The sequence below is a fragment of the Chondromyces crocatus genome (assembly GCF_001189295.1).
Classification (GTDB): domain Bacteria; phylum Myxococcota_A; class Polyangia; order Polyangiales; family Polyangiaceae; genus Chondromyces; species Chondromyces crocatus.
On the sequence record NZ_CP012159.1, the window covers coordinates 280,595 to 304,229 of the forward strand.

The following is a 23,635-nucleotide window of genomic DNA, read 5'->3' on the forward strand; positions in this document are numbered from 1 at the left end:
CGGTGCCCACCGGCGTACCGCGGCTACGGTCACAGGCTGGATGTTTCGACGACTGATCACGATCTGGTCCACCCACCTCGGGTCCCACCCTCCGTCAACCGGCACGAAAGACGCTCAGCAGAGAGAGATTGAGAAAGGACAGCGTAGCTCGATGAACATGTCTGCAACCACGGGCGCCGAGGCGCCGCAGGCTCGGAAGGCCGCCGCTCACGGCGCGCACACCGCCATGGGGAGGGCCCGCGGATGAGCCGGTACACTGGACCTCGCGTCAAGATCATGCGCGCGCTCGGGACCGAGCTTCCTGGCCTGTCGGCGAAGAAGACCGAGCGTCGTCCCTATCCTCCCGGCCAGCACGGGCAGGCTCGCAAGAAGCTCAGCGAGTACGCCCTGCGCCTCCGCGAGAAGCAAAAGCTCCGCCTGAACTATGGCCTGACCGACAGGCAGCTCCGTAACCTCATGATCGAGGCACGCGGAAGCGACATCGCCGCGGGCGCGAAGCTCATCGAGCTGCTCGAGCGCCGCCTCGACAACGTGGTCTTCCGGGCGGGCTTCGCGCGGACGATCCCCGCCGCGCGGCAGCTCGTGACCCACGGTCACGTGCTCGTCGACGGCAAGCGCGTGGACATCGCCTCCTACCGGCTCCGCGCCGGCCAGACGGTGAGCCTGCGCGAGAAGAGCCGCACCCATCAGACGGTCGAGACCGGCCTGGCCCGCAAGGACCTGGAAGCTCCGACCTGGCTGACGGTCGACAAGGACACCCGATCGGCGCGCGTGGCCTCTCTCCCCGACGAGACGAGCGTTCCGTTCGCGATCGAGGTCCAGCTCATCATCGAGTTCTACTCGCAGCGCCTGTGATCTCCGGCCGACCCTCAGGTCGGCCCTTCTCTCCCTCACTCTCACGCGCCGAATTTCACCGGACCGAGCTGGCCTTCGAGCCACCAGCCCGAGACACGCTCACGAGCCACCCTCTGCTGGCCGGCGTCGGCTGGCTCGCCAGGTGAGTGCGCCCGAGTTCGTCTCGAGACCTCCCGCATACAGCGGACCAGGAAGCCTGGCGCAGCTCAGGGTGGCGGCAGCCCACGCTGCACGCGCTCGTGCCAGAGTGCCATCTCTGCTCCCCCCGGCCCCCGGTTCCAGGCGTAGTCGTGGGGCCCGGGCGTCACGTGGAACTCATGGGCCACGCCGCGCTCGTCGAGCTTCTCGCTCAAGGCACGAACCGCGGGCAAGAACGGGTCTCTCTCGCTGGAGACAAGGCGCAACGCGAGCGGCGCCTTCTGCACGGCCGCGTGAGCCAGATCGGCGAACGCCACAGCCTCGCCCAGCTGAAGCGCAGGCTGCAGCGCTGCCACCGCGCCGAACATTTCGGGATGCGAGAGCCCGACCTGCAAGGCGAGACGCCCTCCCAGGCTGACCCCATCGATGCCCGTCGCCTGTCGACCCATCCCATTGCCAGTCTCCGTCCGCACGCGCGGCAGCAGCTGCTCCACGAGGAACCGCGCGAACCCGCGCGAAGCTGCAAGGCTCCGATCCCGGTTGTCCGGCGTGTACGGCGTGACGATCACCATGCCCTCGAACGGTGCCCTCTGGAGTGAGGCGTTCATCTGGATCAGGCGCTCTGGCGCGACGAGCCCTCCGAGATCGTCCGACGTGAGGGGTGGTGCCTGCAACCGTCGCAAGAGCCGGTCCAGGTGGTAGTCATCACGCCAGCCACGCGCCCCCGCGTCGAGGCCGCGCACCGCCTCACCACGCCCGTGGAGCGCGACGAGCACCGGCCGTCGCGGGGCGCCGTCGGGCACCAGCAGCAGCGCACGTTGCGCCTCGCCGTTCGCGGCGCCAGCCTCGAAACGAAGCTCTCGCCAGCGGGTATCGACCTCGATCGTGCGATCGTCAGCCCGAGAGGAGCCACCTCGGCACCCCGTCCATGCAAGCGCCGCGAGGCTGGTCAGGACCTGCCGCCTTCGCACCATCGGACCCATGCTAACAGCAACGCAACCCTCAGCGGACAGCTCCAGGGAAGGGCCCGTCCCCGCCCGGACGAACCCGCTCGGACGAGGCGCCGCGATCGCTCGCCAGCACGGCGAAACCGCCGTCAGACACGTCGCTTGAGCATCTGGCTCGGCCAGCTCCAGAGCCCCCGCTCTTCTTCGTGCCGTGGCTTGCGCAAGAGGACCACGCTGCGCCCCTGCGCGGTGATGTTCGCCTCGACGCGATGCGGGGCCTCGAGCCAGCTCGGTTCTGCTGCCGTATCGAGGATCAGATCCCACCCGTCGCCCAGCACCTCGGGCATCCGCAGATCGAGCGACTCGCCGTGGGCGTTGAAGATCAGGTAGAAGCTGTCGTCGATGACGCGGCGCCCATAGGGGTCGAGGCTGGGGATGCCCTCGCCGTGGATGAAGACGCCCATCGACCGCGCGAACCATGTGCTCCAGTCCGCGTCGTTCATTTCCTGCCCATCCGGCCGGAACCAGCCGATGTCCGTCAGGCCAGCGCCGCGGACGGAGCGGCCTTCGAACCAGCGGCGCCTCCTGAACGCGGGGTGAGCATACTGGAAGGCGATCAGCTTCTGCGTGAACGCGAGCAGGCCATCGTCCGCGTCCTCCCAGTGAACCCACGTCAGCTCGTCGTCATGGCAGAAGCCGTTGTTGTTGCCCTTCTGGGTGCGCCCCAGCTCATCGCCGGCGAGGAGCATCGGGATGCCCTGAGAGAGGAACAGGGTGACGAGGAGGTTGCGCTGCTGTCGCCTGCGCAAGGCGAGGACGGCCGGATCGTCCGTATCCCCTTCCACACCGCAATTCCATGAGCGGTTGTGGTTCTCCCCGTCGGTGCTGTCCATCCCGTTCGATTCGTTGTGCTTCTCGTTGTACGAGACCAGATCGCGCAGCGTGAAGCCGTCGTGTGCGGTGACGAAGTTGACGCTGGCGAACGGTCGCCGACCGGTGGAGCCATAGAGATCGGAGCTTCCCGTGAAGCGATTCGCGAACTCGGGCAGCGTTGCGTACTTCCCGCGCCAGAAGTCGCGCGCCGTATCCCTGAATTTGCCGTTCCACTCTGCCCACAGGGCGGGGAAATTGCCGACCTGATAGCCGCCTTCGCCGACGTCCCACGGCTCGGCGATGAGTTTCACCTGGCTGAGCACCGGATCCTGGTGGAGCAGGTTCAGGAAGGAGGAGAGACGATCCACGTTGTGAAGCTCTCTCGCCAAGGTGGAGGCGAGATCGAAGCGAAACCCGTCGACGTGCATCTCCTGCACCCAGTAGCGCAGGGAGTCGGTGATGAGCTGGAGCACGTGGGGGTGCTTCATGTTGAGCGAGTTCCCGCACCCCGTGTAGTCCATGTAGAACGCCGGGGTCTCGGCGACGAGACGGTAGTAGCTCGGGTTGTCGAGCCCGCGGAAGCTGAGCGTCGGGCCCTGGTGATTGCCCTCGGCGGTGTGGTTGTAGACGACGTCGATGATGACCTCGATGCCAGCCTCGTGGAACGTCCGCACCATCGCCTTGAACTCGCGCACCAGATCCCCGGGGCTCGAACTGGCGGCGTACTCGGAATGAGGGGCGAAGTAGCCGAGGGTGTTGTACCCCCAGTAGTTCTTCTTCCCCTTCTCCGTCAGGAAGTGGTCGTGGATGAACTGATGCACGGGCATCAGCTCGATCGCCGTCACACCGAGCCACTGCAGGTAATCGATCATGACCGGATGGGCGAGGCCCGCGTACGTACCGCGCAGGTGCTCCGGGATGCGCGGGTGCAAGGCGGTCATGCCCTTCACGTGGGCTTCGTAGATGACCGTCTTGTGCGCAGGTCGTCGCGGCGGTCGGTCGTTTCGCCAGTCGAAGAAGGGATTGATGACGACGCCCCGCACCATGTAGGGGGCGCTATCCATGCTGTTGATCTCCTCCTCCGACTGACCGAAGCGATACGAGAACAGCGCCTCGTTCCAGGTGACGGCGCCCGTGATGGCCTTCGCGTAGGGATCCAGCAAGAGCTTGCTGGCGTTGCAACGAAGCCCGCGGGCAGGATCCCACGGGCCATGGACCCGATAGCCGTACCGCTGGCCGGGTCCGATGTCCGGGATGTAGCCATGCCAGACGTAGCCGCTCATCTCCGGCAGGGTGACCCGCGTCTCTTTCCCTGCCTCGTCGAAGAGGCAGAGCTCGACCCGCTCGGCTTGCTCCGAGAAGACCGCGAAGTTGGTACCGGCGCCGTCCCAGGTGGCACCGAGGGGGTAAGGCTGACCAGGCCAGATCTCGGCTCGATCCATGACGTAGGCCTCTCGCATGCTCGGACACGCTGTCCGAGGGGCGGGAATCCTGCGCGAAAGCGGAGCGCTCGCCTATCGGGGGAAACCTAGCCTGCGCTAGGGCGGCGCCTTGTGCTCACCCAGGCGACCAGCGCGCCGAGCGCGAGGGTCCCCGCCGCAAAGGCGGCCTCGTTCAGCTCGGCCCCGGCGAGGAGGACCAGCGACCCGATGGCTCCTGCCCAGGGGATGACGTTCCCGCCTGGAACCACCCAGCGACGGGAAGCTTCCGCATCGCTCACCGGCGCGATGCGACGAAGCCGCACCACAGCGAGGCAGGTGCATGCGTATTGCACCACGATGGTGATGTTCGACATCCCCACGAGGCGCCGGTAATCGAAGAGCGACGCCAGGCACACAGCGAGCGCCGTGGTGAGCGCGATGGCGATGTGCGGAGTGTGGAAGCGAGGGTGAATGCTGGCGATGGGCGCAGGCAGGAGACCTCTCCTGGCAATGGCTTGAGCGAAGCGTGGCGCACCGAGGGCGCTGCCTGCGTTGAAGCCCCCGATGGACACGAGGCTCCCCACGAGAACGATGAGACCGAGGCGGGGCCCGAGATGCCCGGCGGCGTCCGAGAGGGGGCTCTGCGAGACCCGGTCGAGCGCTGGATACGAAGCGACGAGGGCAGCCTGGACGGTGATGAAGAGCAGCGCGGAAAAGAGGAGCGCTCCCACCGTGGCGAGCGGGATGGTGCGACGGGGGTCCTCGACTTCTCCTGCCGGGACCGGGGTGACCTCGAAGCCCTGGAGGGGAAACAGCGCCAGGTAGACCCCCGTGCCCACACCGGCGAAGCCGCGCGGCAAGGGCCCGCCCAGGCGCGAAGGGTCGAGCGCGAAGAGCGCGCCGGCGAGGAAGCAGAAGATCGCCGCCAGCTTGCCGATCACGAACACGTTGACGACGCGCGCTCCTGGTTTGACGCCGACGTAGTTGATGGCGCCGAGCAAGACGATGAGTGCCGCGCAGAAGGCCTTGCCGGCTAGTCCCTGGAAGCCCAGCAGCTCGGCGAACAGGGTGGTGTTCGCCGCCCAGCTCACGAACGCCGCCGTCCAGCAGAACCAGCCGACCAGGTAGCCGATGCGATCACCGAACGCGCGCTGAGCGTAGATGTAGGAACCGCCCGTCTCGTCGCATCGGCCGGCGAGCTCGGCGAAGCAGAGCGCGACCGGGAGCAAGAGCGCCGCGCACAGGACATATGCGAGGGGAGACCACCCGCCCATCGCGCGCTGCATGTCGTCCGGGAGGGCGAACACGCCCGAACCGACCGTCGCATTGACGCCGATGCAGACGACGTCGAAAAGGCCGAGACGTCGCGGCGACGTCGAGCTGGGTGGCGGGGTGACGCCGGATGAGGTCACGGGGTGCGTCCCTGATCGTTACGACGCGGTGAGCGCGTCAAGGCGCTGGGCCTAACACGGCAGGCCTGGCTACAGTAGCCCCATGGGTCTCCTCCTGAAACGAGCGCTCGACCAGGCCGCCGTCTGGCACCAGACCCAGCGGCGCAAATACCCAGGCGTCGACGTGCCTTACGTGAGTCACCTGGCCGGGGTGGCCGTGGTGCTGTCGAGGCACGGGTTCGACGACGAGGTGATCGCGGCCGGTGCCCTCCACGACGTGATCGAGGATCAAGGCGTGACCATCGCGGAACTCGCCGCGCGCTTCGGAGAGCGGGTGGCGACGCTCGTGAACCTGGTGACCGAGCAGGACAAGTCGGCTTCGTGGGAGGAGCGCAAGCGCCGCTACCTGGAGGCGTTCCCGACGAAGCCGTGGGAAGCGCAAGCGATCACCCTGGCGGACAAGATCGACAACTTCCAGTCCATCGTCGTCTGCGCGATGGAGCACGGCGATCCATGGGCCATGTTCAAGCGCGGGCGCGACATGCAGCTCGAGCGCTTCGAGACGCTCTCTCGCATGTGCCAGCGCCTGCCGGCGCATCCCTTGATCGACGAGTATTCCGAGGCCCTCGCGGCCCTGCGAGAGGTCTGAGGGACACTCGTCCCGGGCAGCGGCAGGCCTCAGCCCTGGCGCAACCAGCTCTCGAGCGGCCCGGTGATCTTCTCGTGCTCGGCCTGCACATCGACGAGCTGCGCGAGGTCGACGCGCAGCCGCTGGAAACGGACATCGACGCCTCCGACGACCAGCGTCTGAGCGCCTTCCTGATCCCACCCCTGCATCCGCTCCAGCACCGCTCTTGCGGCATCCCAGTCGATCCGCTTCGTCGGCGCCGACCACAGACCGAGATGCAGCTCGGTGGCCGCCTGGCTCTCGTCCATGAACCTCGCCGGATCGGGCTCTCCGTCGTCCACCGGGTTGTATCCGGAGTCCCCGATGGCCTCCACGATGACACGCCTCGCTCGTCCCTTCGTCGCCAGATCCCAGATGCACTCCACCTGATAGGCCGGCGTGAGCTCCCATGCCCAGCGGTCGGGCCCGAAGAATGGCTTCGTCGCTTTCGGGAGCCGGGCGACGTTTTTCGGCTCCCAGCGCGAGAACTCCATCCCCTCCGCGCGGAGGGTCTCGTCGATCGCGTGGAGCAAGTCGCACAAGCGGCGGTGATACACCTGGAGCAGGCGGTAGGCGCGGCGCACATCGGTCAGCGCGCACGAAAGGTCCTCGATCTGCGTGCTCATCGGCCTCTCCATCCTTGCAGGGCTCCGGCGGTCGTGTGGATGCGGTGGCGGTTCGCGAACATCGGAAGCGACGCGAAGCTCTGACGAGGTCGGTACCCCCAGGCAGCGAGCGCAGACCGGATGTCTCGCAGGATGACCGCGGTCGCCGGCGGCAAGGGTGTCTGCAGCCGCGTGTGGATCACCTCGCTCAAGCGATTCCAGTGGAGGAACAGGAGGCCAGGCGCCCTCTCTCCCAGAGCGCTCACGAAAGCATCGCGCTGAGGACCCACCTTCGACGGCTCTAGCCCCCCCGCTGCCATCAACCAGAGGGGCGCTGCCGCGAGGTTCGGCACGGCCCGCAGGGCGTGTACCTGGTCGACCCACTGAGCCGCGTCCTGCTGCCCGCGGTGCTTCACCTCGATGACCAGCACCAGCTCCCCCCACGACACGACGACATCAGGCTCCACGTACCGCGCGTTCCGGCATGCTCCGCGGCTCGCGTAGCGGGGCCAGAAAGACCAGTCGACCAGGCCCTGAGGACGCACCGGAGGGAGGGGCTCGCCATGCAGCACCTCGCTGACGTCCCGCAACAGCGCCCAGGCGAGGTCCGGATTGAGGTACGCCATCCGCTCGGCGACCGCAGACGTGAGCAGATCCTCACGCTCTGGCAGGTCGCAGGGGGGGGTCGTCTCGGGATCGAGCGGCGTGACGCGCAGCTTGCGGTGAAGCACGGCTTTGAGCATCCGCGCAGAGCTTACACGCACCGCCCGTGCGCACGCACCGCCGACCTACTCGTCAGCGCCACGCGCATGCAGCCGGAACGAGCGAAAGAACCGCTCGACGCCCGCCGCATGCGCCTTCCCTTGCGGGCCCACCACACTCACCTCGAACAGACGCCGCTCCCCCTCCACGAAGATCCAGTACTGCCCCGCCTGCTCTCCAGGAAACGCCAGCCGGATCTCCGAGGCCTCGACGTTTCCCACGCGAACGCGCCGTCGCTCCGTGAGGCGACTCCCAGGCCGCGCGCTGATCCACTGCTCCACCTGCGCGACCAGCGCGGGGCGGTGCTCCCCCGAGAGCCTCTCGGGCAGGTCGAAGCAGGCAATCTCGTACCGGCTCCCCTCGTGACCCCTCGCCCACGAGATCCGCGCAAGCATTCTGCCGTCGGGTGTCACCCGTTCACGCAGGGGCGCCGGCATCTCTGCAGTCGCGCCGCACGCCGTCACGACCTGACGCCACGTCTCTTCTTCGGGCGGGACTCCTCGCCCCTCGTCCCCGCCCCACGTGCTCCCCTGCGCGGCGCACCCGGTCACGCCCATCACGGCGCCGAAGAGGAACCCGATCTGCGCTGTCGTCCCGAGCACCAGGATCCTCTCCAGCAGGCGCCACCCGCACACGCCATCGCACGAGACCATGAAGCCTCGCGACGCGCAACGCGCCTGGCACCAAGTGCACAAGGCCGCAGACCTCCACCGGAGTGCGCTGCGTGCCGACACGCTGCTCCGCGCTCATGCGCCCGCTTCGCCGCTCCGCCGCCGCTTCCGCTGGATCCCACCGACGCGCCAGCTACCCTTGCCTACCGAATGAACCATGACGCACCCCACCTGGCCCTCGCCCGCCTCCGGGCGCTCTGGGATGCCGAGGTTCGCCCCTCCACACGCCAGGCCCTCGCCGCCTTGGCCGTCGCCACCCTGCTCGGCGCCGCGCACCTCGCGCGGCTGGGCACGCAGCCAGCCCGCCTCGCGGCGGCCGCAGCCCTTGTTCTTCTCGTGGTGGGTCTCGTCCTCCGCGCCGTGCTCCTCTGGCGCCGCCGCGCGGATCCGCGCCGCACCATCCGGCAGATCATCGGCGCCGTCGACCCAGCGCTCGCCGCCACCACCCTGCGGGCCCTGCGCCTCACCGAACGCGCCGCCGTCGACACCAACGTCGGCTCCCCCGCCCTCGCAAAGCTTCACCTCGATCGCTCGATCGCCCGTACCCCCGCAGAGCGCATCCGAGCACGCGCTGCAGCCGCAGCCACGCGCTGGTCCACGGTCGGCCTCGTCCTCGCCTCCCTGAGCCTCGTTGCGGGGGCCATCGAACCTTTGCGCATCATCGAGGGGCTCGATGTCCTCGTCGCCCGCGCAGGCCGCGCTCCCTTGCCACTCCCCTGGCTCGAAGAGGTCACCGTCACCGCATCACCGCCAGACTATCTCCACCGCGGCCGCGAGCCCCTCTACCCCTTCTCGCCCACCTTGCAGCCGCGAGGGACCGTCCTCGAAGTCCATGGGCGACCGCTGCATCTGGGCCGGCGCCTGATCCTCACCGATGGACGAGACGAGGTCCCCTTCACCGATGACGGCTCGGGCGGGGTGGTTGCGCGGTGGACGCTCGGCGACTCGTCGACGCTGACGATCGCAGCGCGGTTCGGCTTCGTGTCCATCCCCCAGGCGGACGAGCAGCGCGTCGGTTCCATCCCCGACGAGGCGCCCCACGTCTTCCTGGAGGGCGCGCCCCGCACCGTCCGCCTCCTCGACGAGCCCGACATCCCTCTCCGCTACGAGATCACGGACGATCACGGCCTGCGCGAGGTCAACCTCGTTCTGCGCGCCGGGACCCGCGAGGAACGCCGCGTCCTCTCACGCCCGGCGGGAGACGCACTCTCGGATCGCGGCGGCTACGAGCTGCGCAGCCGCGACGCCTTCTTTCGCCGCGTCTACGTCCCCGTCGAGGTCCGCGTCGAGGCCCGCGACAACGATCCGATCACCGGACCCAAATGGGGGCGAAGCGAGCCCCTGATCGTCATCCCTCCTCAGGTCGGCGAGCCCGAGGCGCTGCGCTACGCGGCACTCCTCAAGGCGCGCGACGCGCTCGTCGACCTGCTGGCCGATCGCATGGCGCAACCTGCCCCGGGCGCGAAGTCCACCCCGGGCGCGTCGGACCTGCCGCGACATCTCGAACAGGAGAGCGCCGCGCAACAGAAGGCCGTCGCACTCATCAACGAGGTCCTCGCTGGCGATTACGGGGGCCTGAAGATACGAGGCCGCGCCGCCACGCTCGTCCGCGGCCAGCTCACCCGACTCGCCAAGGCGCTCGACGCCGAACGGCGCAAGCCCTCTCGCGAAACGCACGAGGCCTTGCTCACCGAGACCGAGGGCGTCCTCCTGGCGTTCGACGCTGGCGTGCGCGGCCTGGGCGCTCGCGACACCCAGATCGTCGCCCGACGGCTCGCCGAGGTGGCCGACGAAGCTGCGAGCGCCTCGACGGCCATTCGTGGGGGGGATCGTTCCGCCGGGACGGTCCGCCTCGACGCAGCGGTCCTGGTCCTCGATGGCGGCAGCAAGCAGCTCCTTCGCCTCGGCGAACTCGGTCTCGACCTCGGCGAACTCGTGGCGAACGATCTGCGCCGCATCGACCGGGCCCGGCTCGCAGAGGACTGGATGCACGCGGAGCTCGCCGCTCGGGACCTGGCCGCGCGCCTGCGCAAGCCGGATCCGAGCTTCATGGGAGGTGGCGGAGCCGGCATCGGCGATGGCCACGGCCACGGTGGGGTCGAGGCAGGAGGACAAGGGCCGCCCCAGCCAGGCGAGGCCTCGGAGGCCGACGAAGAGGCGGCTCAGATGGCCCGGGAACTCGAGGAACTCGCGCGCGATCATGCGGCCGAGATGGGCGCCGTGGAAGAGTCGCTGGAGCGCGCCACCTCTCCCGAGGAGCTGCGCGCCTTGCGCGAGGAGGCGCGGCGTCACGGGGAGACGATCCGCGAGGCCGTACGCCAGCTCCCGAGATCCGACGCACCAGGCGACACGGCAGAGGGCGCCGCCACGAGTGGACGAGAGCAGGCCGAGTCCATGGCCGGCTCGCTCGAACAGGGCGATCTGAGCCAGGCCCTGGAGAGCGGAAAGCAGGCTGTGGAGGCGCTGAAAGACGCGCAGCGGCGGGGTCAGGAGGCCGGCGGGAGGCTCTCGGAGGAGCGCGCTGGTCACGAAGCCGGCCGCGCCGCAGGCACGCTGCAGCAAGAGCTCTCCTGGGCCGAGGAGGCCCTCCAGCGGCTGCGACAGATGCAGTCCGAGGGCGCAAAGGAGGCACTGGAACGCGCCGGACAGCGGGAACGAGAACTCGCCGAACGCGCGCGCGAGCTGCAGCGAAAGGGCGAGCAGGGGGACAGCAGCATGCCGGACGAGATGATCGAGCGCCTCGGTGAGGCCGAGCAGACGATGCGCGAGGCCGAGCAGCTCCTTCGCGAAGGCAACGGGGAGCGGGGCCTGCAGCGGCAGCGGGAAGCCCAGCGACTCCTCGAGATGTCGCAGGAGCCCCAGGACGAGGGGCAGAACGAGAGCCCGAACAACGCATCGGAGAGCCAGCGCATGGCGCGCAAAGCGGATGTGCCCGGCAAGGACAAGCACCAGACACCGCAAGAGTTCCGGCGGCGGGTGATGGAGGGGCTGGGCAAGGCTGGCGATCCCAGGCTCAAAGAGGCGGTACGGCGCTACGCAGAAGGGCTGCTGAAATGAAGTCCACACGACGAACGAGGCCGGCGACCCTGGCGCTGACGGCGATGGTCCTGGCGTCGAGCACAGCCTCCGGGCGCCTGCCTCTCGGCGATTTCGATCGCGCCACGCGCGCCCGCGAAGCCATCCTCGAGATGGAGCTCGGCGCGGCGCGCGCGATCCTCGACGGCGCCGATCCCTCGGATCCCGCCCTGACGCTCGAGCAAGCGCGGCTCCTCATCTACGACGCCGACTGCGACGGCGCAGCCGCCCTCCTCGCCCGCTCCGATCTCGCGGCCACGCGCGAAGGAGCTGCGCTCGGTGACATCGCCCGCGGCTGTGCCCGCGGCACCGCGGCCACCGTCGTCGTCGAAGACCAGGAGCGCGGCGTGTGGGTGCGCCTCCAGGACGACGACGACCGCGGCTTCGTCCCACTCATCGCCGACGTCGCGGATCGCGTCCGCGCCGTGCTCGCGAAGGATCTCGGCGTGGAGCTGCCGCGCCCCCTTCGCATCGATCTCGTTCGTGATCAGCACACGCTCGCGGCGCACACGGGCTTGCCCCTCGAAGCCGCCCAGACCACCGGGACCGTCGCCGTCGCCAAATGGGGTCGGGTGATCATGATCTCGCCCCGCGCCACCACCCGAGGGTACGGCTGGCTCGACACCCTTGCCCACGAGATGACCCACCTCGCGCTCTCGCGCGGCACGCGCGACAACGCCCCCCTCTGGCTCCAGGAAGGGGTGGCCAAGCGGGAGGAGGTGCGCTGGCGCGAGCCCGATCCGTTCGACGACATCCCCCCGGTCGACGCCGTGGCCCTCCTCGGCCTGGAGAAGGGGCTCGGGCGGCCTCTCGACAAGCTCGGACCTTCCATCGCCATGCTCCCCACCGCCGAGGAGGCCTCCGTCGCCTTCGCCGAGGTGGCGAGCTTCATCCGCTACTGGGCCAACGAGAACGGCGACGAAGCGCTGCCGCAGCTCCTCGTCCGCCTCAAGGAGGCCACCGAGCCAGGGGACGTCGACCGCGCCATCGCGGCCGTCTCGGGGACCGATCTCGCTGGCTGGGACAAGCGGTGGCGCAGCTGGCTTTCGACCACACGGCGTGACGTCCCCCAGGAGCTGCTGCCCTGGGGCGACGTGCCGAACCGCAAGGAGGTGGCCAAGCGGCTCCGCCTCGGAGATCTCCTCGACGCCCGGGGCCACCACACCGCCGCGGCCACCCAGCTCGCCCGCGCCCAGACCCTCGCCCCCCACGAAGCCCTGGCCCGCAGCGGCCTGACCGCCGCCCTCCTCGCCGCGGGGGAGCGAGGCAGCGCGCTCCCACTCGTCGAGAAGGTCGAGGACGTCCACAACCGGGTCGCTCGCTGGTGGACGCTCCACGGCCTGCTCCACGGAGGTGACGGCCCCGAAGCCGACCGTGCCTACGCGAACGGCATCGCCCTCGACCCGCTCGACGCCAAGGTCGCCTGTGAAGAAAAGCTCGCCCCCGAGCTTCCCCGAGATCCCCTTCGCGCTGGCATCTGCGAGATGGCCCGCCGCACGCCCCGCTGAAAGCCTCCCTGCGCGCGGGCGCGGACGTGGCAGCGCCGCTCAGGCCTGCCAGATCGCGAGCAGCCACGCCGCGATCCCGGCGACGCACAGCGCGATGCCCGGCGCCGTGCCCTTCCACCCGAGCCCTCCCGCGCGTGATCCCTGTCGCAGCGCCCAGATCGCGCCGCCGACCCAGCCCACGAACCCCAGCACCAGCACCAGCACCCACCCTGCCCGCGGCGCTTCGTCCTTCGACAGCACGGCCAGGTGCTCCCGCTCCACCACCGCGTTCGGCTCGGCGCGCGTCCCTGGAGGTCGAGGCAAATTCGCCGACAGCCGCGCGATCGCGGCGTTGGCACGCGCCAGATCGTCCTCGTGGGGCGTCTTCAACCACCGCGTCTCCAGCGCGGCCGTCCGCACGCCTCGCCAGGCGAGGAGCGCAATCTCCGCGTTCCCCAGCCCCTCCGCGGTCGTCGCCAGCGCGATCAGGCGCATGTACGCCACCCGCACGTGGGGCGCGCCAGGAGCGTACCAGCCCGCCGCACGCCGAGCGTGCACCGTGGCCGCATACGCATCCCCCTGCAGCAGCGCCTCGTTGCTCTCGCCGATCTCCCGCTCTCCCGAGAAGACCACCCAGCCCGTCACCGCCGCGAGCAACGAGCCCACCACCGTGACGGTCCAGAGCGCCCCCAGCACAGCCCCGAGCCGACGCCGCGACCGACGCGCGCCAGCGTCCACGCCACCGTCCGTCACAAAAAGTCGCGCCTCCGGAAGATGAACGCCGACACGGCCAGCAAACCCACCCCCCAGGCCACCGCGTTCACCCCCGCCCACCCCAGATACATCCCCAGATTGACGTCCGACACCTCACCCGTGAGCAGGGGCCGCGCCGGTACGTAGATTTGCAGGTTGGGGACCAACTTCGACAGCAGCTTTCCGCCGTCCACCAGGAACGCCGGAAAGAACTTCTTCGGCAACCTCATCAAGTTGTCAGCGTTCCGACCGATGACCAGCATGCCGACCGTGAACAGCGCCGAGAGGAACGGCGTGGAGAACGAGGAGAAGAACGTCGCCCAGGCCGCCACGATCCCGACCTCCAGCAGCGCGAGCGCCCCCCCGACGAGCAGCACCCTGCGCTCCACGGGCGCGACACCAGCGAGCGCGATGCCCACGACGAGCAGGACGATCGACCACGGAATGAACCCGTACGTACGGAGCGACGGAACGCGCCACGCCCCGACCGCCAGCGCCACCACGATCGCCACCCCGACGCCGATCGTGAGTTCGAGTGAGCGCCCCCCGATCCCGGCGGTGATCAGCAACAGCAGCCCGGTGTCGGCGAAGACGAACACCGCGATCGTGAGCAGCGTGCCCAGGTACTTTCCGATGAGATATTCACCCCGCCGGATGGGCCGCGCCAGGATCGGGAAGAGCGTCTTCTGCTCCAGTTCCCGCTGCAACGAGGTCGCACCGATGATGATCGCCACTGCGAGGCCGAAGAGAGAGATCGACGCGACCCCCAGATCGCTCACCACCCTCGCGCTCTGCCTCAACGTGAACGCGCCGACGATGATCGAGTAGAACGCGACGGCAAAGGCGACCACCGTGAGCCCGATGAGGATACGGGCCCGGAGCGACTCCCGGTACGTGTTGAGGGCAATCGCGAACACGCGGTCAAGCATCGGCCAGGACCTTACCATGCCACGTCGCCCACGGAGGATCGCCGGCAACCAGGGTGAGTACACTCGCCGGATGCGAAGCCCACCTTTGACGGCGCGCCCTGCGACCCCTGCCGATCACCCGCATTTCGCACGCCTCTTCCCCGAGCTCGGGACGGGGGATCCCATCCCATCTCCGGAGCGCTGGACCGAAACCATGGCGGCCGGCACCTTCCTCTTCGAGGACACCTCGGCCGACGTGGTCGCATACGCCTACATTCAAGTGCTCTCGGGGACGGCCTACGTGCGCCACCTCGTGGTGGATCCTGCACACCGCGGCCGCGGCCTGGGTCGCGTCGCCATGGGCCACCTCGCCACCCGGCTCCTCGCCGCCGGGTGCTCACAGTGGTGCTTGAACGTGAAGCCCGACAACAGACCCGCGGTCCGTCTCTACGAGTCGCTCGGCTTCTCGCAAGTCTATCTCTCCGCAGCATTCCGCTTCGGTTGGGACCTCCTTCTCCGGCTCCCCCGCCCCAGCGAGCGCTGCCTCGTCCGGCCGGTCTCACCCGCTGACGACAGCGTCATCGAGGCCGCCTTTGCCCTGCCGTCGGGCCAGCTCGACGACCTCCGGCGCAAACCCGACACCGCGCTGCTGTCTCTGCACGCCATCACGCCTCCAGATGCCCCGCCGCGGGCCTTCGCCGCCTACGACCCGCACTTCCCTGGCGCCTTCCCCTTTCGTGTGGCCACCCCGGCGCTCGCCCTCCCCTTGCTCGAAGCGATCCGGCCTCATGAGCACCCGGAGAGCCCCTACATGCAGCTCGTCTCGGAACAGCAGGACCTCACGGACATGCTCCTCGAAGCCGGTGCGACCGAGCGCCTCCGCATCATGCACATGCGTGGCGCCCTGCCGCCGCCGGACGGCTGAACGGCCACGGCCACCAGCCCGACGTCCCGTCGTCCCGTCCCGAGCGCCGCTGCAGCTTCCATCATCGAAGAGGTCAGAGGAGGGCTCATCGAGAGACCCCTCCCATCTCCCTCACCCCTGGCCCACGGAGGAGACGAACCCATGGGGATCCTCGACAAACTCTTTGGAACCGAACCCGAGGCGTCTCGGTTCGATCCTGCGCGGTCACCTTCGTCATCCACAGCGCCGCCACGTGACCCTGACGCTCAGGCCGTCGAGCGTTACCGCTACCTCCTGCGCACTGCCCCTCCCGATGCCATCGAAGAGGCGCACACGGAGGCGTTCGCTCGGCTCTCCCCTGACCAGCGGAAGCAAGTCCTCGAACAGATGAGCCAGGGGGTCTCGCTCGTCGAACGCCCGGCGAGCGACGACCCACAAGCGCTCGCCCGAGCGGCCACCCGCGCAGAGCTTCAGCGACCGGGCTTCATGGAGCGGACGTTCGGGGGCCATGCCCCGGGAGCGCTCGCATCGGGTACAGGTCTAGGTGGCACGCTTTTCGCCACGATCGCCGGCAGCTTCATCGGCAGCTCCATTGCCCATTCCCTCTTCGGAGGCATGATGGCGGAAGGGGTCGCCGACGCTGGAAACGACGAATTCAGCGATGCAGGATCTCAGGACGCCGACGTGGCCATGGACACCGATGGGGGTGGTGATTTCGATGCCGGCTTCGGTGACGGCTTCGACGGCTTCGACGTCTAATGCGCAGCGATAGGGTTCGCTCCGACGCCCGACACTCCCCGGGCTCAGGAATACGACGAGCCCGCGCAGGCTCGTGAGGATGGTCGCCATCGTCCCGACCCGTCCAATCTCGATCGTCTCCCCTCCCACCATCTCATCTACCAGCCACACCGCCGTCGTGGTCTGGTGAAAGTTCGGTCTGGTGTCGACTGGACTCGAGACGGCGAGGAGCACCATTCAGCTGGTGGCTCGGCGCAGCGCGTGGAGGAGCGGAGGAAGAGTATGGGCAATGACCAGGAGATCCAGCAAAGGGTGACCAGAGCGGCCCTCGCACTCGACGCATCGGGCGATGGAGCATGGGAGCTGCCCACGGTGACCCGGGAGAGCCTGACCGATCCGGCGCTCGCCGCGTGGTACTCACCACGCTTCTGCGAGCTGCTCGGCGGCACCGACGTCGAGCTGCGGCCTGTGACGGAGAGCTGGTCCGACGCCATCCTTCCGGAGGATCGTGAGCGAGTCCAGGACGCCCGCGAGAGGCGCTTCTCCAGGCAAGGGAACAGCACGTCCGTCGAGTACCGCGTGCACACCCGACAGCGCGAGGTGCGGTGGTGGCAAGAGGTCGGGCGCGTCCAGCCAGGGGATCGTCCCGGGACGCTCCGCATGATCGGCGTCGTCCGTGACATCACCGAGGCCAAGCAGGAGCGGGAGCGGCTCGATCGGCGCCTCCAGCTGCTCGAGTATACCCAGGCCATCGAGCGCGTGGGCGGGTGGGAGGTCGACCTCGAAGATACCAGCAAGGACGCGTGGCTCGACGAGACCTACCGGATCCACGAGCTACCGATCGGCACGAAGGTGGACGTGGAGGAAGGCATCAACTTCTACGCGCCCGAGCATCAGGCCACCATCACCGCTGCCGTCGAGGGGTGCATGCGCGGAGAGCCTTACGCCGTCGAGCTCGACATCATCACGGCCAAGGGCAACCGCGTCAGCGTGCATGCCACCGGCAGACCTCACTTCGAGGGCGGCAAGGTCGTCCGCATGTACGGTTGCTTTCGTGACATCACCGAGACCAAGCGGCGCGAAGCCGAACTTCGCCGACAGCTCGCGCTCATCACCCGCCAGCAGCGCGCCATCCTGGATCTGTCGACGCCCATCATCCAGCTCTGGGACGACATCATCACCTTGCCCCTGATCGGCAGCATCGACCCGGACCGAGCTGCTCAGATCATGGATCGGCTCCTCGACGAGGTCGTCCGCGTCGGTGCCCGCTTCGCCATCCTCGATCTCACCGGCGTCGACACCGTCGACACCATGACGGCCGATCAGCTCTTCCGCATCACCCGCGCCGTCGACCTCCTCGGGGCCAGGGCGCTGTTCTGCGGCCTGACGCCGCCAGTCGCCCAGAGCATGACCGCGCTCGGGCTCGACATGGCCGGCTTCGTCACCTACCGGAACCTGCAAGAGGCACTGCAGGCCTGCCTGCGTACGCGCGGCGCGCTCGTCCCGACCTCACCTCGCCGTGTGCTCCAGGAGGCGTCGAACGCGCGTCGCGCCCGGGAATGATGGGCCCATCGTAACGCCTCACGGCCTCCACGATCTCCCGGCACGCAGCTCGGGGCGTCGACGGTGGGGAGCGGTCAGGTGATTGCGTTGGTTCCTGTGGCAATGGTCACTCCCGTGGAACGCCTGGTGTTCTGGCGCTCACCACAAGGGCTCGCTTTGCCACCGCCGTGATTCTTCAGGCGAGCTCGCTCGCCGATGTCCGCCCTCGTGGCCTTCAGCACCATTACGACCGAAATCGCATTCGTCCAACGGCTTCAAGCATCTCGCTTCGTTATATCAGCAGAAGTTCCGTACCTTCTGTCGGTCCAGCTCCGGACTCTCTCCCAGCGCCGACGTATCGATTCGGAGAATCGCGGTCAACGGAACGAAGGAGAGCGCGGAGAATCAGCATGAGCAGACCGCCTGAGACCCAGCAGAAGCAGCGCCTTTCGAGCACCTCGCTCGTGCTCGAAATCTCTGGCGACGCAGCGTGGGAGATCCCCATGCTGGCGCCCGAGAGCGCGGCCGACCCCGACACCGTCACGCTGTACTCGCCCCGCTTTTGCGAGCTGCTCGGCTACAAGGAGAGCGAGCTGCCCACGGAAGCGAAGAGCTGGATCGATGCCGTCCTTCTCGAAGATCAAACGACCTTCAGGCAGGCCCACCGTGCTCGAATCGAGCAGCAAGGCACGACCATCGCCACCGAGTACCGGGTGCGCAACCGGCAGGGTGAGGTCCGCTGGTGGCGCGAGACTGGGCGCGCAGTGCCCGGTGAAATGCCCGGCATCCTGCGCGTGTTCGGGCTCGTTCGCGACATCACCGAAGCCAAGGAAGCCGACGAGCTCGCCGTCCGCCGGACAGCTCTGCTGGCGCACACGCAGTCACTCGCGCGCGTGGGCGGCTGGGAGTTCGACATCGTCAACGACAAGCTCTCGTGGCTCGAGGAGACCTACCGCATCCACGAGGTGCCTCTCGACTACGAGCCGACCGTCGAGAAGGCGATCAACTTCTACGCACCGGAGCACATCCCCTCGATCGTCGATGCGGCCCATCGCTGGCATCAAGGAGAGCCGTGCGAGGTCCAGCTCGACATCATCACGGCCAAGGGCAATCGCGTCAGCGTGCAGGCGACCGGGTGCCCTCACTACGAGGACGGCAAGGTCGTCCGCGTCTATGGCTGCTTCCGTGACATTTCCGAGGCCAAGCGGCGCGAGGAGGCGCTCCGCAGTCAGCTCGCGCTCATCACCCGCCAGCAGCGCGCCATCCTCGACCTATCGACCCCCATCATCCAGCTCTGGAACGGGATCATCACGCTGCCCCTCATCGGCAACATCGACGCCAGTCGCGCTGCCCAGATCATGGTTCGGCTCCTCGACGAGATCGTCCGCGTCGGTGCCCGCTTCGCCATCCTCGATCTCACCGGCGTCGACACCGTCGACAGCACGACGGCCGATCAGCTCTTTTGCATCGCTCGCGCCGCCGATCTGATCGGTGCGAAAGCGTTGTTTTGCGGTCTGACGCCACCCGTCGCCCAGAGCATGACCTCTCTCGGGATCGACATGACGGGCTTCCTCACCTACCGGAACCTGCAAGAGGCGCTGCAGGCCAGTCTGCGTACGCTGGGAGCGTCCCTTCCTGGCTCGCATCGGCGGGCTTCGGGCGACGTCGAGCGTACGTCGCGCCCGTGAATGCTCCTCGCGCAGCCACATGCTTCGTCACCAACCACCTCCACGCGAGGCTGAAGGTCACGTGGATGTGAGCCAGGCAGGTGATTGCAGCGCTTCGTGTGGCAATGGTTACCAGATCAGAATACCTGGTGATCTGGCGCTCATCGGGGAGCGTTCGCTTCGCCACCCGACGCGTGGTTTCCAGGCGAGTTCGTTCGATGACATCGCGCTCCGCCGTAACCTCGAACACCATTAAGTACGAAATGGAACACGCTCGTCGGCTTCCTGTGCTCCATTTCATTGTATCAGCCGGGGGTCTGTGGCTCCTGGAGGCTTCGGCTCCGGATCTCTCCGGACCCTGAAATGTCGGCTCGGAGAGCACTCGCCCATGGGGCGCGGAGAGGCGCGAGGAATCAGCATGAGCAGCACCCTTGAGACCCAGCAGAGCCTGGTGAATGCCTCGCTCGCGCTCGAGATCTCCGGAGACGCCGCGTGGGAGATTCCCGCGATCACGCCGGAGAGCGCGGCCGACCCCGACATCGTCACGCTGTACTCGCCCCGCTTCTGTGAGCTGCTCGGCTACAAGGAAGGCGAGCTGCCCTCCGAAGCGAGGAGCTGGTTCGACGCCATCGTCCTCGAAGATCAGGCGGCGTTCCGTCAAGCACACCGCGAGCGGTTCGAACGGCAAGGCACGACCACCTCCCTCGAATACCGCGTGCGCGACCGGCGAGGTGAGATCCGCTGGTGGCACGAACTCGGACGCGCGATCCCCGGCGACGTGCCGGGAATCCTGCGTGTGGTCGGGCTCATTCGCGACATCACCGACGCGAAGCGAGCCCACGAGCACGCCGAGCGCCGGGCAGCACTGCTGGATTACACCCAGTCCCTCGCGCGCGTGGGTGGCTGGGAGTTCGACATCGTCAACAACAAGCTCTCCTGGCTCGAGGAAACCTACCGCATCCACGAGGTGCCGATCGACTACGAGCCCACCGTCGAGGAAGGGATCAACTTCTACGCGCCGGAGCACATCCCCTTGATCGCGGACGCCGTCCAGCGCTGCCAGCAAGGAGAGCCGTACGACGTCCAGCTCGACATCATCACGGCCAAGGGCAACCGGGTCAGCGTGCAGGCCACCGGCTGCCCTCACTACGAGAACGGCAAGGTCGTCCGCATCTACGGCTGCTTCCGTGACCTCACCGAGACCAAACGACGCGAAGAGGAACTCCGCAGCCAGCTCGCACTCATCACCCGCCAGCAGCGCGCCATCCTCGACCTGTCGACACCCATCATCCAGCTCTGGGACGAGATCATCACGCTGCCTTTGATCGGCAACATCGACGCCAGCCGCGCCGCCCAGATCATGGACCGCCTCCTCGACGAGGTCGTCCGCGTCGGTGCCCGCTTCGCCATCCTCGACCTCACCGGCGTCGACGCCGTCGACACCACGACGGCCGATCAGCTCTTCCGCATCACCCGCGCCGTCAACCTCCTCGGCGCGAAGGCGCGGATCTGCGGTCTGACGCCGCCCGTCGCCCAGACCATGACCTCCCTCGGCATCGACCTGTCCGCGTTCACCACGTACAGCAACCTGCAAGCGGCGCTGCGCGCTTGCCTCCGCGAGCTCGAACCACGCGCGCCGTCGTCGAAGCGCGCTTCAGGACTGGAAACGCTCACGGCACGTCGAACTCGATGATCCCGATCGGGTCCACCGAGAAAACGTCCGTCACACGGAGCCGCTGCGTGAGGTCGTCACCCGACACCCCTTGAGCCCGCATCACGGACTCCGCCTGAGCGCGATCCACGACCAGTCCTGGCAGGTTCTCCGTGCAGACGAAGCGCGTCCCCTCCACCGTGCACACGCCGTCACCGTGCGGGCCTGCCGAGACCGGGAATGACGTCGCACCGGCGGGGAATCGGCCTTCGAGCTCCACCTGCTGCACCGTGCCGACGATCCAGGTCGGGAAGGTGTACTCGATCTTCACCCAGTCCCCCTCCTCACGGTCGAGTTCCGTATCCGGGGCCGGGTACGTCGCCCACGGCTCCAGCTCCTCGGGCACTGGAACCCGGTAGAGCGCGTTCGTGACGCGCATCGCCTCCCCGTCGTCGTCGTCCCGATCGCCGCTCCCACCGTCAGCTCCGCTGCAACCGGCGACGCATGCGGCCAGCAGCGGAGCGATCAAGCACGAACCCCACCAGTTCTCAGCTCTCATCGACATGGCTCCCTATCCCGTACCGCGTGTTCTTTCCCTTCCCCCAGCGCAGCAGGACGCCCCGCTCGACCAGGGGACGCAGACGCCGCAGCGCCGTCATCTCCGACACCCCGAGCCGGGTCGCCAGCTCGCTGCTCGACGCCGGCCCTCCTCGGGCAAGTAGCGCAACGATCGCGTCCTCTCCCGAAACGGACGCAGAGAGGGCAGACGATGAGGGCGCGTTCGGGGTGGGCACGCCACTCGAGGTCGCCGGCTGCCCCTCGGGCCCCTCGCTTCTCCCGGTCTCGGCCCCTGCCGCCCCGGGTTGGCTGCCCAGCGGCATGCCGGCCAGATCCACGAGGGCGACCCCCGACGCGAGCTGATAGCCACCCGACGCGGCCTCGACCCAGTGTCCGCGCACGCCGAGCAGCGCCCGGAGCCGGCTCACCGCCGTGTGGACGACGGGATCATGCGCCTCGGGGCGGTAGCTACCGATGCCCCACACCAGCCGGAGCAGCTCCTCCTTGCTTCGTCGCGCGCCGCCAATGAGCGCTCGCAAGAATGCCCTCATGCCGTCCGACACCTCGCTCATCACCAGCACGTTGCCGTGGTCCTCCACCACCAGCCGACGGTCGAGCAGCATCAAACGCCTGCCCGGCTCGAGCCCCAGACAGAGCGGCAAAAGCCCCCAGTGACCACTCGCGATCACCCGCGAGCCCAGCTCCGGCGAGCCCCGCAGGCACGCCGCGACGAGCGCACCCAGCCGGTCCTCGTCGAGCATCTCGGCCCCGGGCAGCCCCGGCGTTTGGGGCTCCCCTCCCCGCGCGCGCAGCCACGCCCGCGAGATCCCCGAGCGGCGATGCAGCGCGCGGAGCCGCTCGTCGAGCCGTGCCTGTTCCTCGGCGTCCGCGGTCGCCAGCATCTCCATGCACGACACATCGAACTCGAGCACCGTATCCTCGTGTGCGCCCACGAGCACGCGCGCCTCGCTCACGAACGGCGCGATGCTCGCCGCCCCGTAGCGAAGCCGCGCCACGTTCGCGCAGCCGAGGAGGAAGCGGATCCTCGCCCGCACGTCGCCCCCGTCAGGAAGCTGCTCGGTCCCGAGCCGCTCCAGGAGTCCCCAGGCCGCGTCGCCCTCTCCGGCGAGCGCATGCTGCGAGGCCAGCTCGATGCACAGCGAGCGCTGCGAGTACGAATCGTCGGGTCGCGCCTTCGCAAGGAGCTCCTTCAGCGTGGCGATGGCCTCACGGACCGGCAGCACCCCGAAGCGTGCTCGGTAGATCCCCAGCGCGAAATCGAGCGCCGCCGCATTCTTCTCCAGGGAGAGCGACCGGGCGAGCGTCCGCGCCGTCTCCAGCAGAGACAGGCCTTCCTGCACCGCACCGAGCTGGACGAGCACGTGCCCGCGCAGGTCCGTCGCAAGGAAGCGCCCGTAAGGAAAAGCGGCGAGGAACGCATACTCCAAGGCGCGGAGTGCATGGCGCGCGGCCTGACGGAGCCGACCCGTGAAGTAGCGGTAACACCCCATCCCCTGCAGCACGTAGAAGCGCGACAGCGGCCCGGCGTGGCGCGATGCGGCCTGCAGGTTCAGCGAGAACTCCTGCCTGGCCTCGTCGAGCCGACCCGCCCTGCAGTACGCGACGCCGAGGAAGAACCGCGCGGCGACGAGGCTCGGCCTCGCCTCCGGTGCCTCCTTGCGCCGGCAGTGCCCCGAGAAGAGCGCCCGCGCCTCCTCGAGCCGCCCCATGAACGCCAGCGCTCCCACGAGGAACGGAAGGTCCCCGGCCTGGGTCGCCCCGTCGGGCCCATCGACGTGCTCACGCACGATGTCCGCGTAGCGCCCCGCGTAGAAGCGCTCGGCGATGGAGGGACCCCGAACCCGCCGTGCTTTTCGTGGACCCATGGCGCCCGCGATCCCGAACTCTAGCGGTCTGCTCGGCGATGCCAAGCCACAGGGCAGCTCGATCATCATCCCTCACCGGTCCTCTCCGATCCTCGTGTGTTTCCGGCCATCGAACGGACGCAGCATCCCCGCGCGA

At 68.5% G+C, this 23,635-nt stretch carries 19 protein-coding genes; 9 read left to right on the plus strand and 10 right to left on the minus strand.

The annotated features are described in order from the left end of the window. The first annotated feature begins 243 nt into the window (after nt 1-243). Nucleotides 244-855, plus strand: coding sequence for a 30S ribosomal protein S4 (gene rpsD, locus CMC5_RS01000; RefSeq protein ID WP_050428659.1), 612 nt, complete (start codon nt 244-246; stop codon nt 853-855). Between the two features lie 206 nt (nt 856-1,061). Here rpsD and CMC5_RS01005 read toward each other — a convergent pair whose 3' ends face one another. The 3 genes from CMC5_RS01005 to CMC5_RS01015 form a co-directional block, all read right to left on the minus strand. Then, entirely contained in the window at nt 1,062-1,967 is a 906-nt protein-coding gene (locus CMC5_RS01005) for an alpha/beta hydrolase (RefSeq protein ID WP_245678209.1), read from the minus strand. 122 nt (nt 1,968-2,089) lie between these two features. Then, a complete protein-coding gene (glgX, locus tag CMC5_RS01010) occupies nt 2,090-4,255 on the minus strand; it encodes a glycogen debranching protein GlgX (protein WP_050435625.1) in 2,166 nt (721 codons plus the stop codon). Between the two features lie 86 nt (nt 4,256-4,341). Next, nucleotides 4,342-5,646: an APC family permease gene (locus tag CMC5_RS01015; RefSeq protein ID WP_050428661.1), complete on the minus strand. Its 1,305-nt coding sequence runs from the start codon at nt 5,644-5,646 to the stop codon at nt 4,342-4,344. Nucleotides 5,647-5,728: 82 nt separating this feature from the next. On the opposite strand from CMC5_RS01015, the gene CMC5_RS01020 reads away from it, so the two are divergent. After that, nucleotides 5,729-6,274 (plus strand): HD domain-containing protein, encoded by a 546-nt coding sequence (locus CMC5_RS01020; RefSeq protein WP_050428662.1) that lies wholly within the window; start codon nt 5,729-5,731, stop codon nt 6,272-6,274. A 29-nt stretch (nt 6,275-6,303) separates the two neighbouring features. Here CMC5_RS01020 and CMC5_RS01025 read toward each other — a convergent pair whose 3' ends face one another. From CMC5_RS01025 to CMC5_RS01035, 3 genes are read right to left on the minus strand one after another with little or no spacing between them, the layout of a single operon-like run. After that, nucleotides 6,304-6,918 (minus strand): hypothetical protein, encoded by a 615-nt coding sequence (locus CMC5_RS01025; protein ID WP_050428663.1) that lies wholly within the window; start codon nt 6,916-6,918, stop codon nt 6,304-6,306. Beyond that, nucleotides 6,915-7,640 carry a hypothetical protein gene (locus CMC5_RS01030; RefSeq protein ID WP_050428664.1) on the minus strand — a complete coding sequence of 242 codons (726 nt, stop codon included), beginning with the start codon at nt 7,638-7,640 and terminating at the stop codon, nt 6,915-6,917. The genes CMC5_RS01025 and CMC5_RS01030 overlap by 4 nt, the downstream gene beginning before the upstream one ends. Nucleotides 7,641-7,685: 45 nt before the next feature. Further along, entirely contained in the window at nt 7,686-8,312 is a 627-nt protein-coding gene (locus CMC5_RS01035) for a hypothetical protein (RefSeq protein WP_050428665.1), read from the minus strand. A 168-nt stretch (nt 8,313-8,480) separates the two neighbouring features. Between CMC5_RS01035 and CMC5_RS01040 the strand changes: the two genes are divergently transcribed. Both CMC5_RS01040 and CMC5_RS01045 read left to right on the plus strand, forming a co-directional pair. Further along, nucleotides 8,481-11,387, plus strand: a complete 2,907-nt coding sequence (locus CMC5_RS01040; RefSeq protein ID WP_050428666.1) for a hypothetical protein — start codon at nt 8,481-8,483, stop codon at nt 11,385-11,387. Then, entirely contained in the window at nt 11,384-12,913 is a 1,530-nt protein-coding gene (locus CMC5_RS01045) for a gluzincin family metallopeptidase (RefSeq protein WP_156338021.1), read from the plus strand. Before CMC5_RS01040 ends, CMC5_RS01045 begins: the two co-directional genes overlap by 4 nt. A 39-nt stretch (nt 12,914-12,952) precedes the next feature. Here the strand turns inward: CMC5_RS01045 and CMC5_RS01050 are convergent, their stop codons facing one another. Together CMC5_RS01050 and CMC5_RS01055 are read right to left on the minus strand one after the other, a co-directional pair. After that, nucleotides 12,953-13,645, minus strand: coding sequence for a hypothetical protein (locus CMC5_RS01050; RefSeq protein WP_082362140.1), 693 nt, complete (start codon nt 13,643-13,645; stop codon nt 12,953-12,955). Then, nucleotides 13,642-14,574: an ABC transporter permease gene (locus CMC5_RS01055; protein WP_050428668.1), complete on the minus strand. Its 933-nt coding sequence runs from the start codon at nt 14,572-14,574 to the stop codon at nt 13,642-13,644. Before CMC5_RS01055 ends, CMC5_RS01050 begins: the two co-directional genes overlap by 4 nt. A 70-nt stretch (nt 14,575-14,644) precedes the next feature. Between CMC5_RS01055 and CMC5_RS01060 the strand changes: the two genes are divergently transcribed. The 5 genes from CMC5_RS01060 to CMC5_RS01080 all read left to right on the plus strand — a co-directional run bounded on the left by CMC5_RS01060 (nt 14,645) and on the right by CMC5_RS01080 (nt 21,097). Beyond that, a complete protein-coding gene (locus CMC5_RS01060; RefSeq protein WP_169796418.1) occupies nt 14,645-15,478 on the plus strand; it encodes a GNAT family N-acetyltransferase in 834 nt (277 codons plus the stop codon). A gap of 141 nt (nt 15,479-15,619) precedes the next feature. Then, entirely contained in the window at nt 15,620-16,216 is a 597-nt protein-coding gene (locus CMC5_RS01065; protein WP_050428670.1) for a hypothetical protein, read from the plus strand. 261 nt (nt 16,217-16,477) lie between these two features. Continuing rightward, entirely contained in the window at nt 16,478-17,758 is a 1,281-nt protein-coding gene (locus CMC5_RS01070; protein ID WP_050428671.1) for a PAS domain-containing protein, read from the plus strand. A 389-nt stretch (nt 17,759-18,147) separates the two neighbouring features. Further along, nucleotides 18,148-19,425 (plus strand): PAS domain-containing protein, encoded by a 1,278-nt coding sequence (locus CMC5_RS01075; RefSeq protein ID WP_050428672.1) that lies wholly within the window; start codon nt 18,148-18,150, stop codon nt 19,423-19,425. A gap of 397 nt (nt 19,426-19,822) precedes the next feature. Next, nucleotides 19,823-21,097: a PAS domain-containing protein gene (locus CMC5_RS01080; protein WP_169796420.1), complete on the plus strand. Its 1,275-nt coding sequence runs from the start codon at nt 19,823-19,825 to the stop codon at nt 21,095-21,097. Here the strand turns inward: CMC5_RS01080 and CMC5_RS01085 are convergent. Both CMC5_RS01085 and CMC5_RS01090 read right to left on the minus strand, forming a co-directional pair. Beyond that, entirely contained in the window at nt 21,075-21,620 is a 546-nt protein-coding gene (locus CMC5_RS01085; RefSeq protein WP_156338023.1) for a hypothetical protein, read from the minus strand. The two genes, CMC5_RS01080 and CMC5_RS01085, sit on opposite strands and share 23 nt — an antisense overlap. Beyond that, nucleotides 21,604-23,499, minus strand: coding sequence for a winged helix-turn-helix transcriptional regulator (locus CMC5_RS01090; RefSeq protein WP_169796421.1), 1,896 nt, complete (start codon nt 23,497-23,499; stop codon nt 21,604-21,606). The genes CMC5_RS01085 and CMC5_RS01090 overlap by 17 nt, the downstream gene beginning before the upstream one ends. Nucleotides 23,500-23,635: the final 136 nt, after the last annotated feature.

Bases quoted from the DNA above. Each gene is read 5' to 3' on its own strand.
- rpsD (WP_050428659.1), top strand. From the start codon at position 244: ATGAGCCGGTACACTGGACCTCGCGTCAAGATCATGCGCGCGCTCGGG.
- CMC5_RS01005 (WP_245678209.1), bottom strand. From the start codon at position 1,967: ATGGTGCGAAGGCGGCAGGTCCTGACCAGCCTCGCGGCGCTTGCATGG.
- glgX (WP_050435625.1), bottom strand. From the start codon at position 4,255: ATGGATCGAGCCGAGATCTGGCCTGGTCAGCCTTACCCCCTCGGTGCC.
- CMC5_RS01020 (WP_050428662.1), top strand. From the start codon at position 5,729: ATGGGTCTCCTCCTGAAACGAGCGCTCGACCAGGCCGCCGTCTGGCAC.
- CMC5_RS01025 (WP_050428663.1), bottom strand. From the start codon at position 6,918: ATGAGCACGCAGATCGAGGACCTTTCGTGCGCGCTGACCGATGTGCGC.
- CMC5_RS01030 (WP_050428664.1), bottom strand. From the start codon at position 7,640: ATGCTCAAAGCCGTGCTTCACCGCAAGCTGCGCGTCACGCCGCTCGAT.
- CMC5_RS01035 (WP_050428665.1), bottom strand. From the start codon at position 8,312: ATGGTCTCGTGCGATGGCGTGTGCGGGTGGCGCCTGCTGGAGAGGATC.
- CMC5_RS01040 (WP_050428666.1), top strand. From the start codon at position 8,481: ATGAACCATGACGCACCCCACCTGGCCCTCGCCCGCCTCCGGGCGCTC.
- CMC5_RS01045 (WP_156338021.1), top strand. From the start codon at position 11,384: ATGAAGTCCACACGACGAACGAGGCCGGCGACCCTGGCGCTGACGGCG.
- CMC5_RS01055 (WP_050428668.1), bottom strand. From the start codon at position 14,574: ATGCTTGACCGCGTGTTCGCGATTGCCCTCAACACGTACCGGGAGTCG.
- CMC5_RS01060 (WP_169796418.1), top strand. From the start codon at position 14,645: ATGCGAAGCCCACCTTTGACGGCGCGCCCTGCGACCCCTGCCGATCAC.
- CMC5_RS01065 (WP_050428670.1), top strand. From the start codon at position 15,620: ATGGGGATCCTCGACAAACTCTTTGGAACCGAACCCGAGGCGTCTCGG.
- CMC5_RS01070 (WP_050428671.1), top strand. From the start codon at position 16,478: ATGGGCAATGACCAGGAGATCCAGCAAAGGGTGACCAGAGCGGCCCTC.
- CMC5_RS01075 (WP_050428672.1), top strand. From the start codon at position 18,148: ATGAGCAGACCGCCTGAGACCCAGCAGAAGCAGCGCCTTTCGAGCACC.
- CMC5_RS01080 (WP_169796420.1), top strand. From the start codon at position 19,823: ATGAGCAGCACCCTTGAGACCCAGCAGAGCCTGGTGAATGCCTCGCTC.
- CMC5_RS01085 (WP_156338023.1), bottom strand. From the start codon at position 21,620: ATGTCGATGAGAGCTGAGAACTGGTGGGGTTCGTGCTTGATCGCTCCG.
- CMC5_RS01090 (WP_169796421.1), bottom strand. From the start codon at position 23,499: ATGGGTCCACGAAAAGCACGGCGGGTTCGGGGTCCCTCCATCGCCGAG.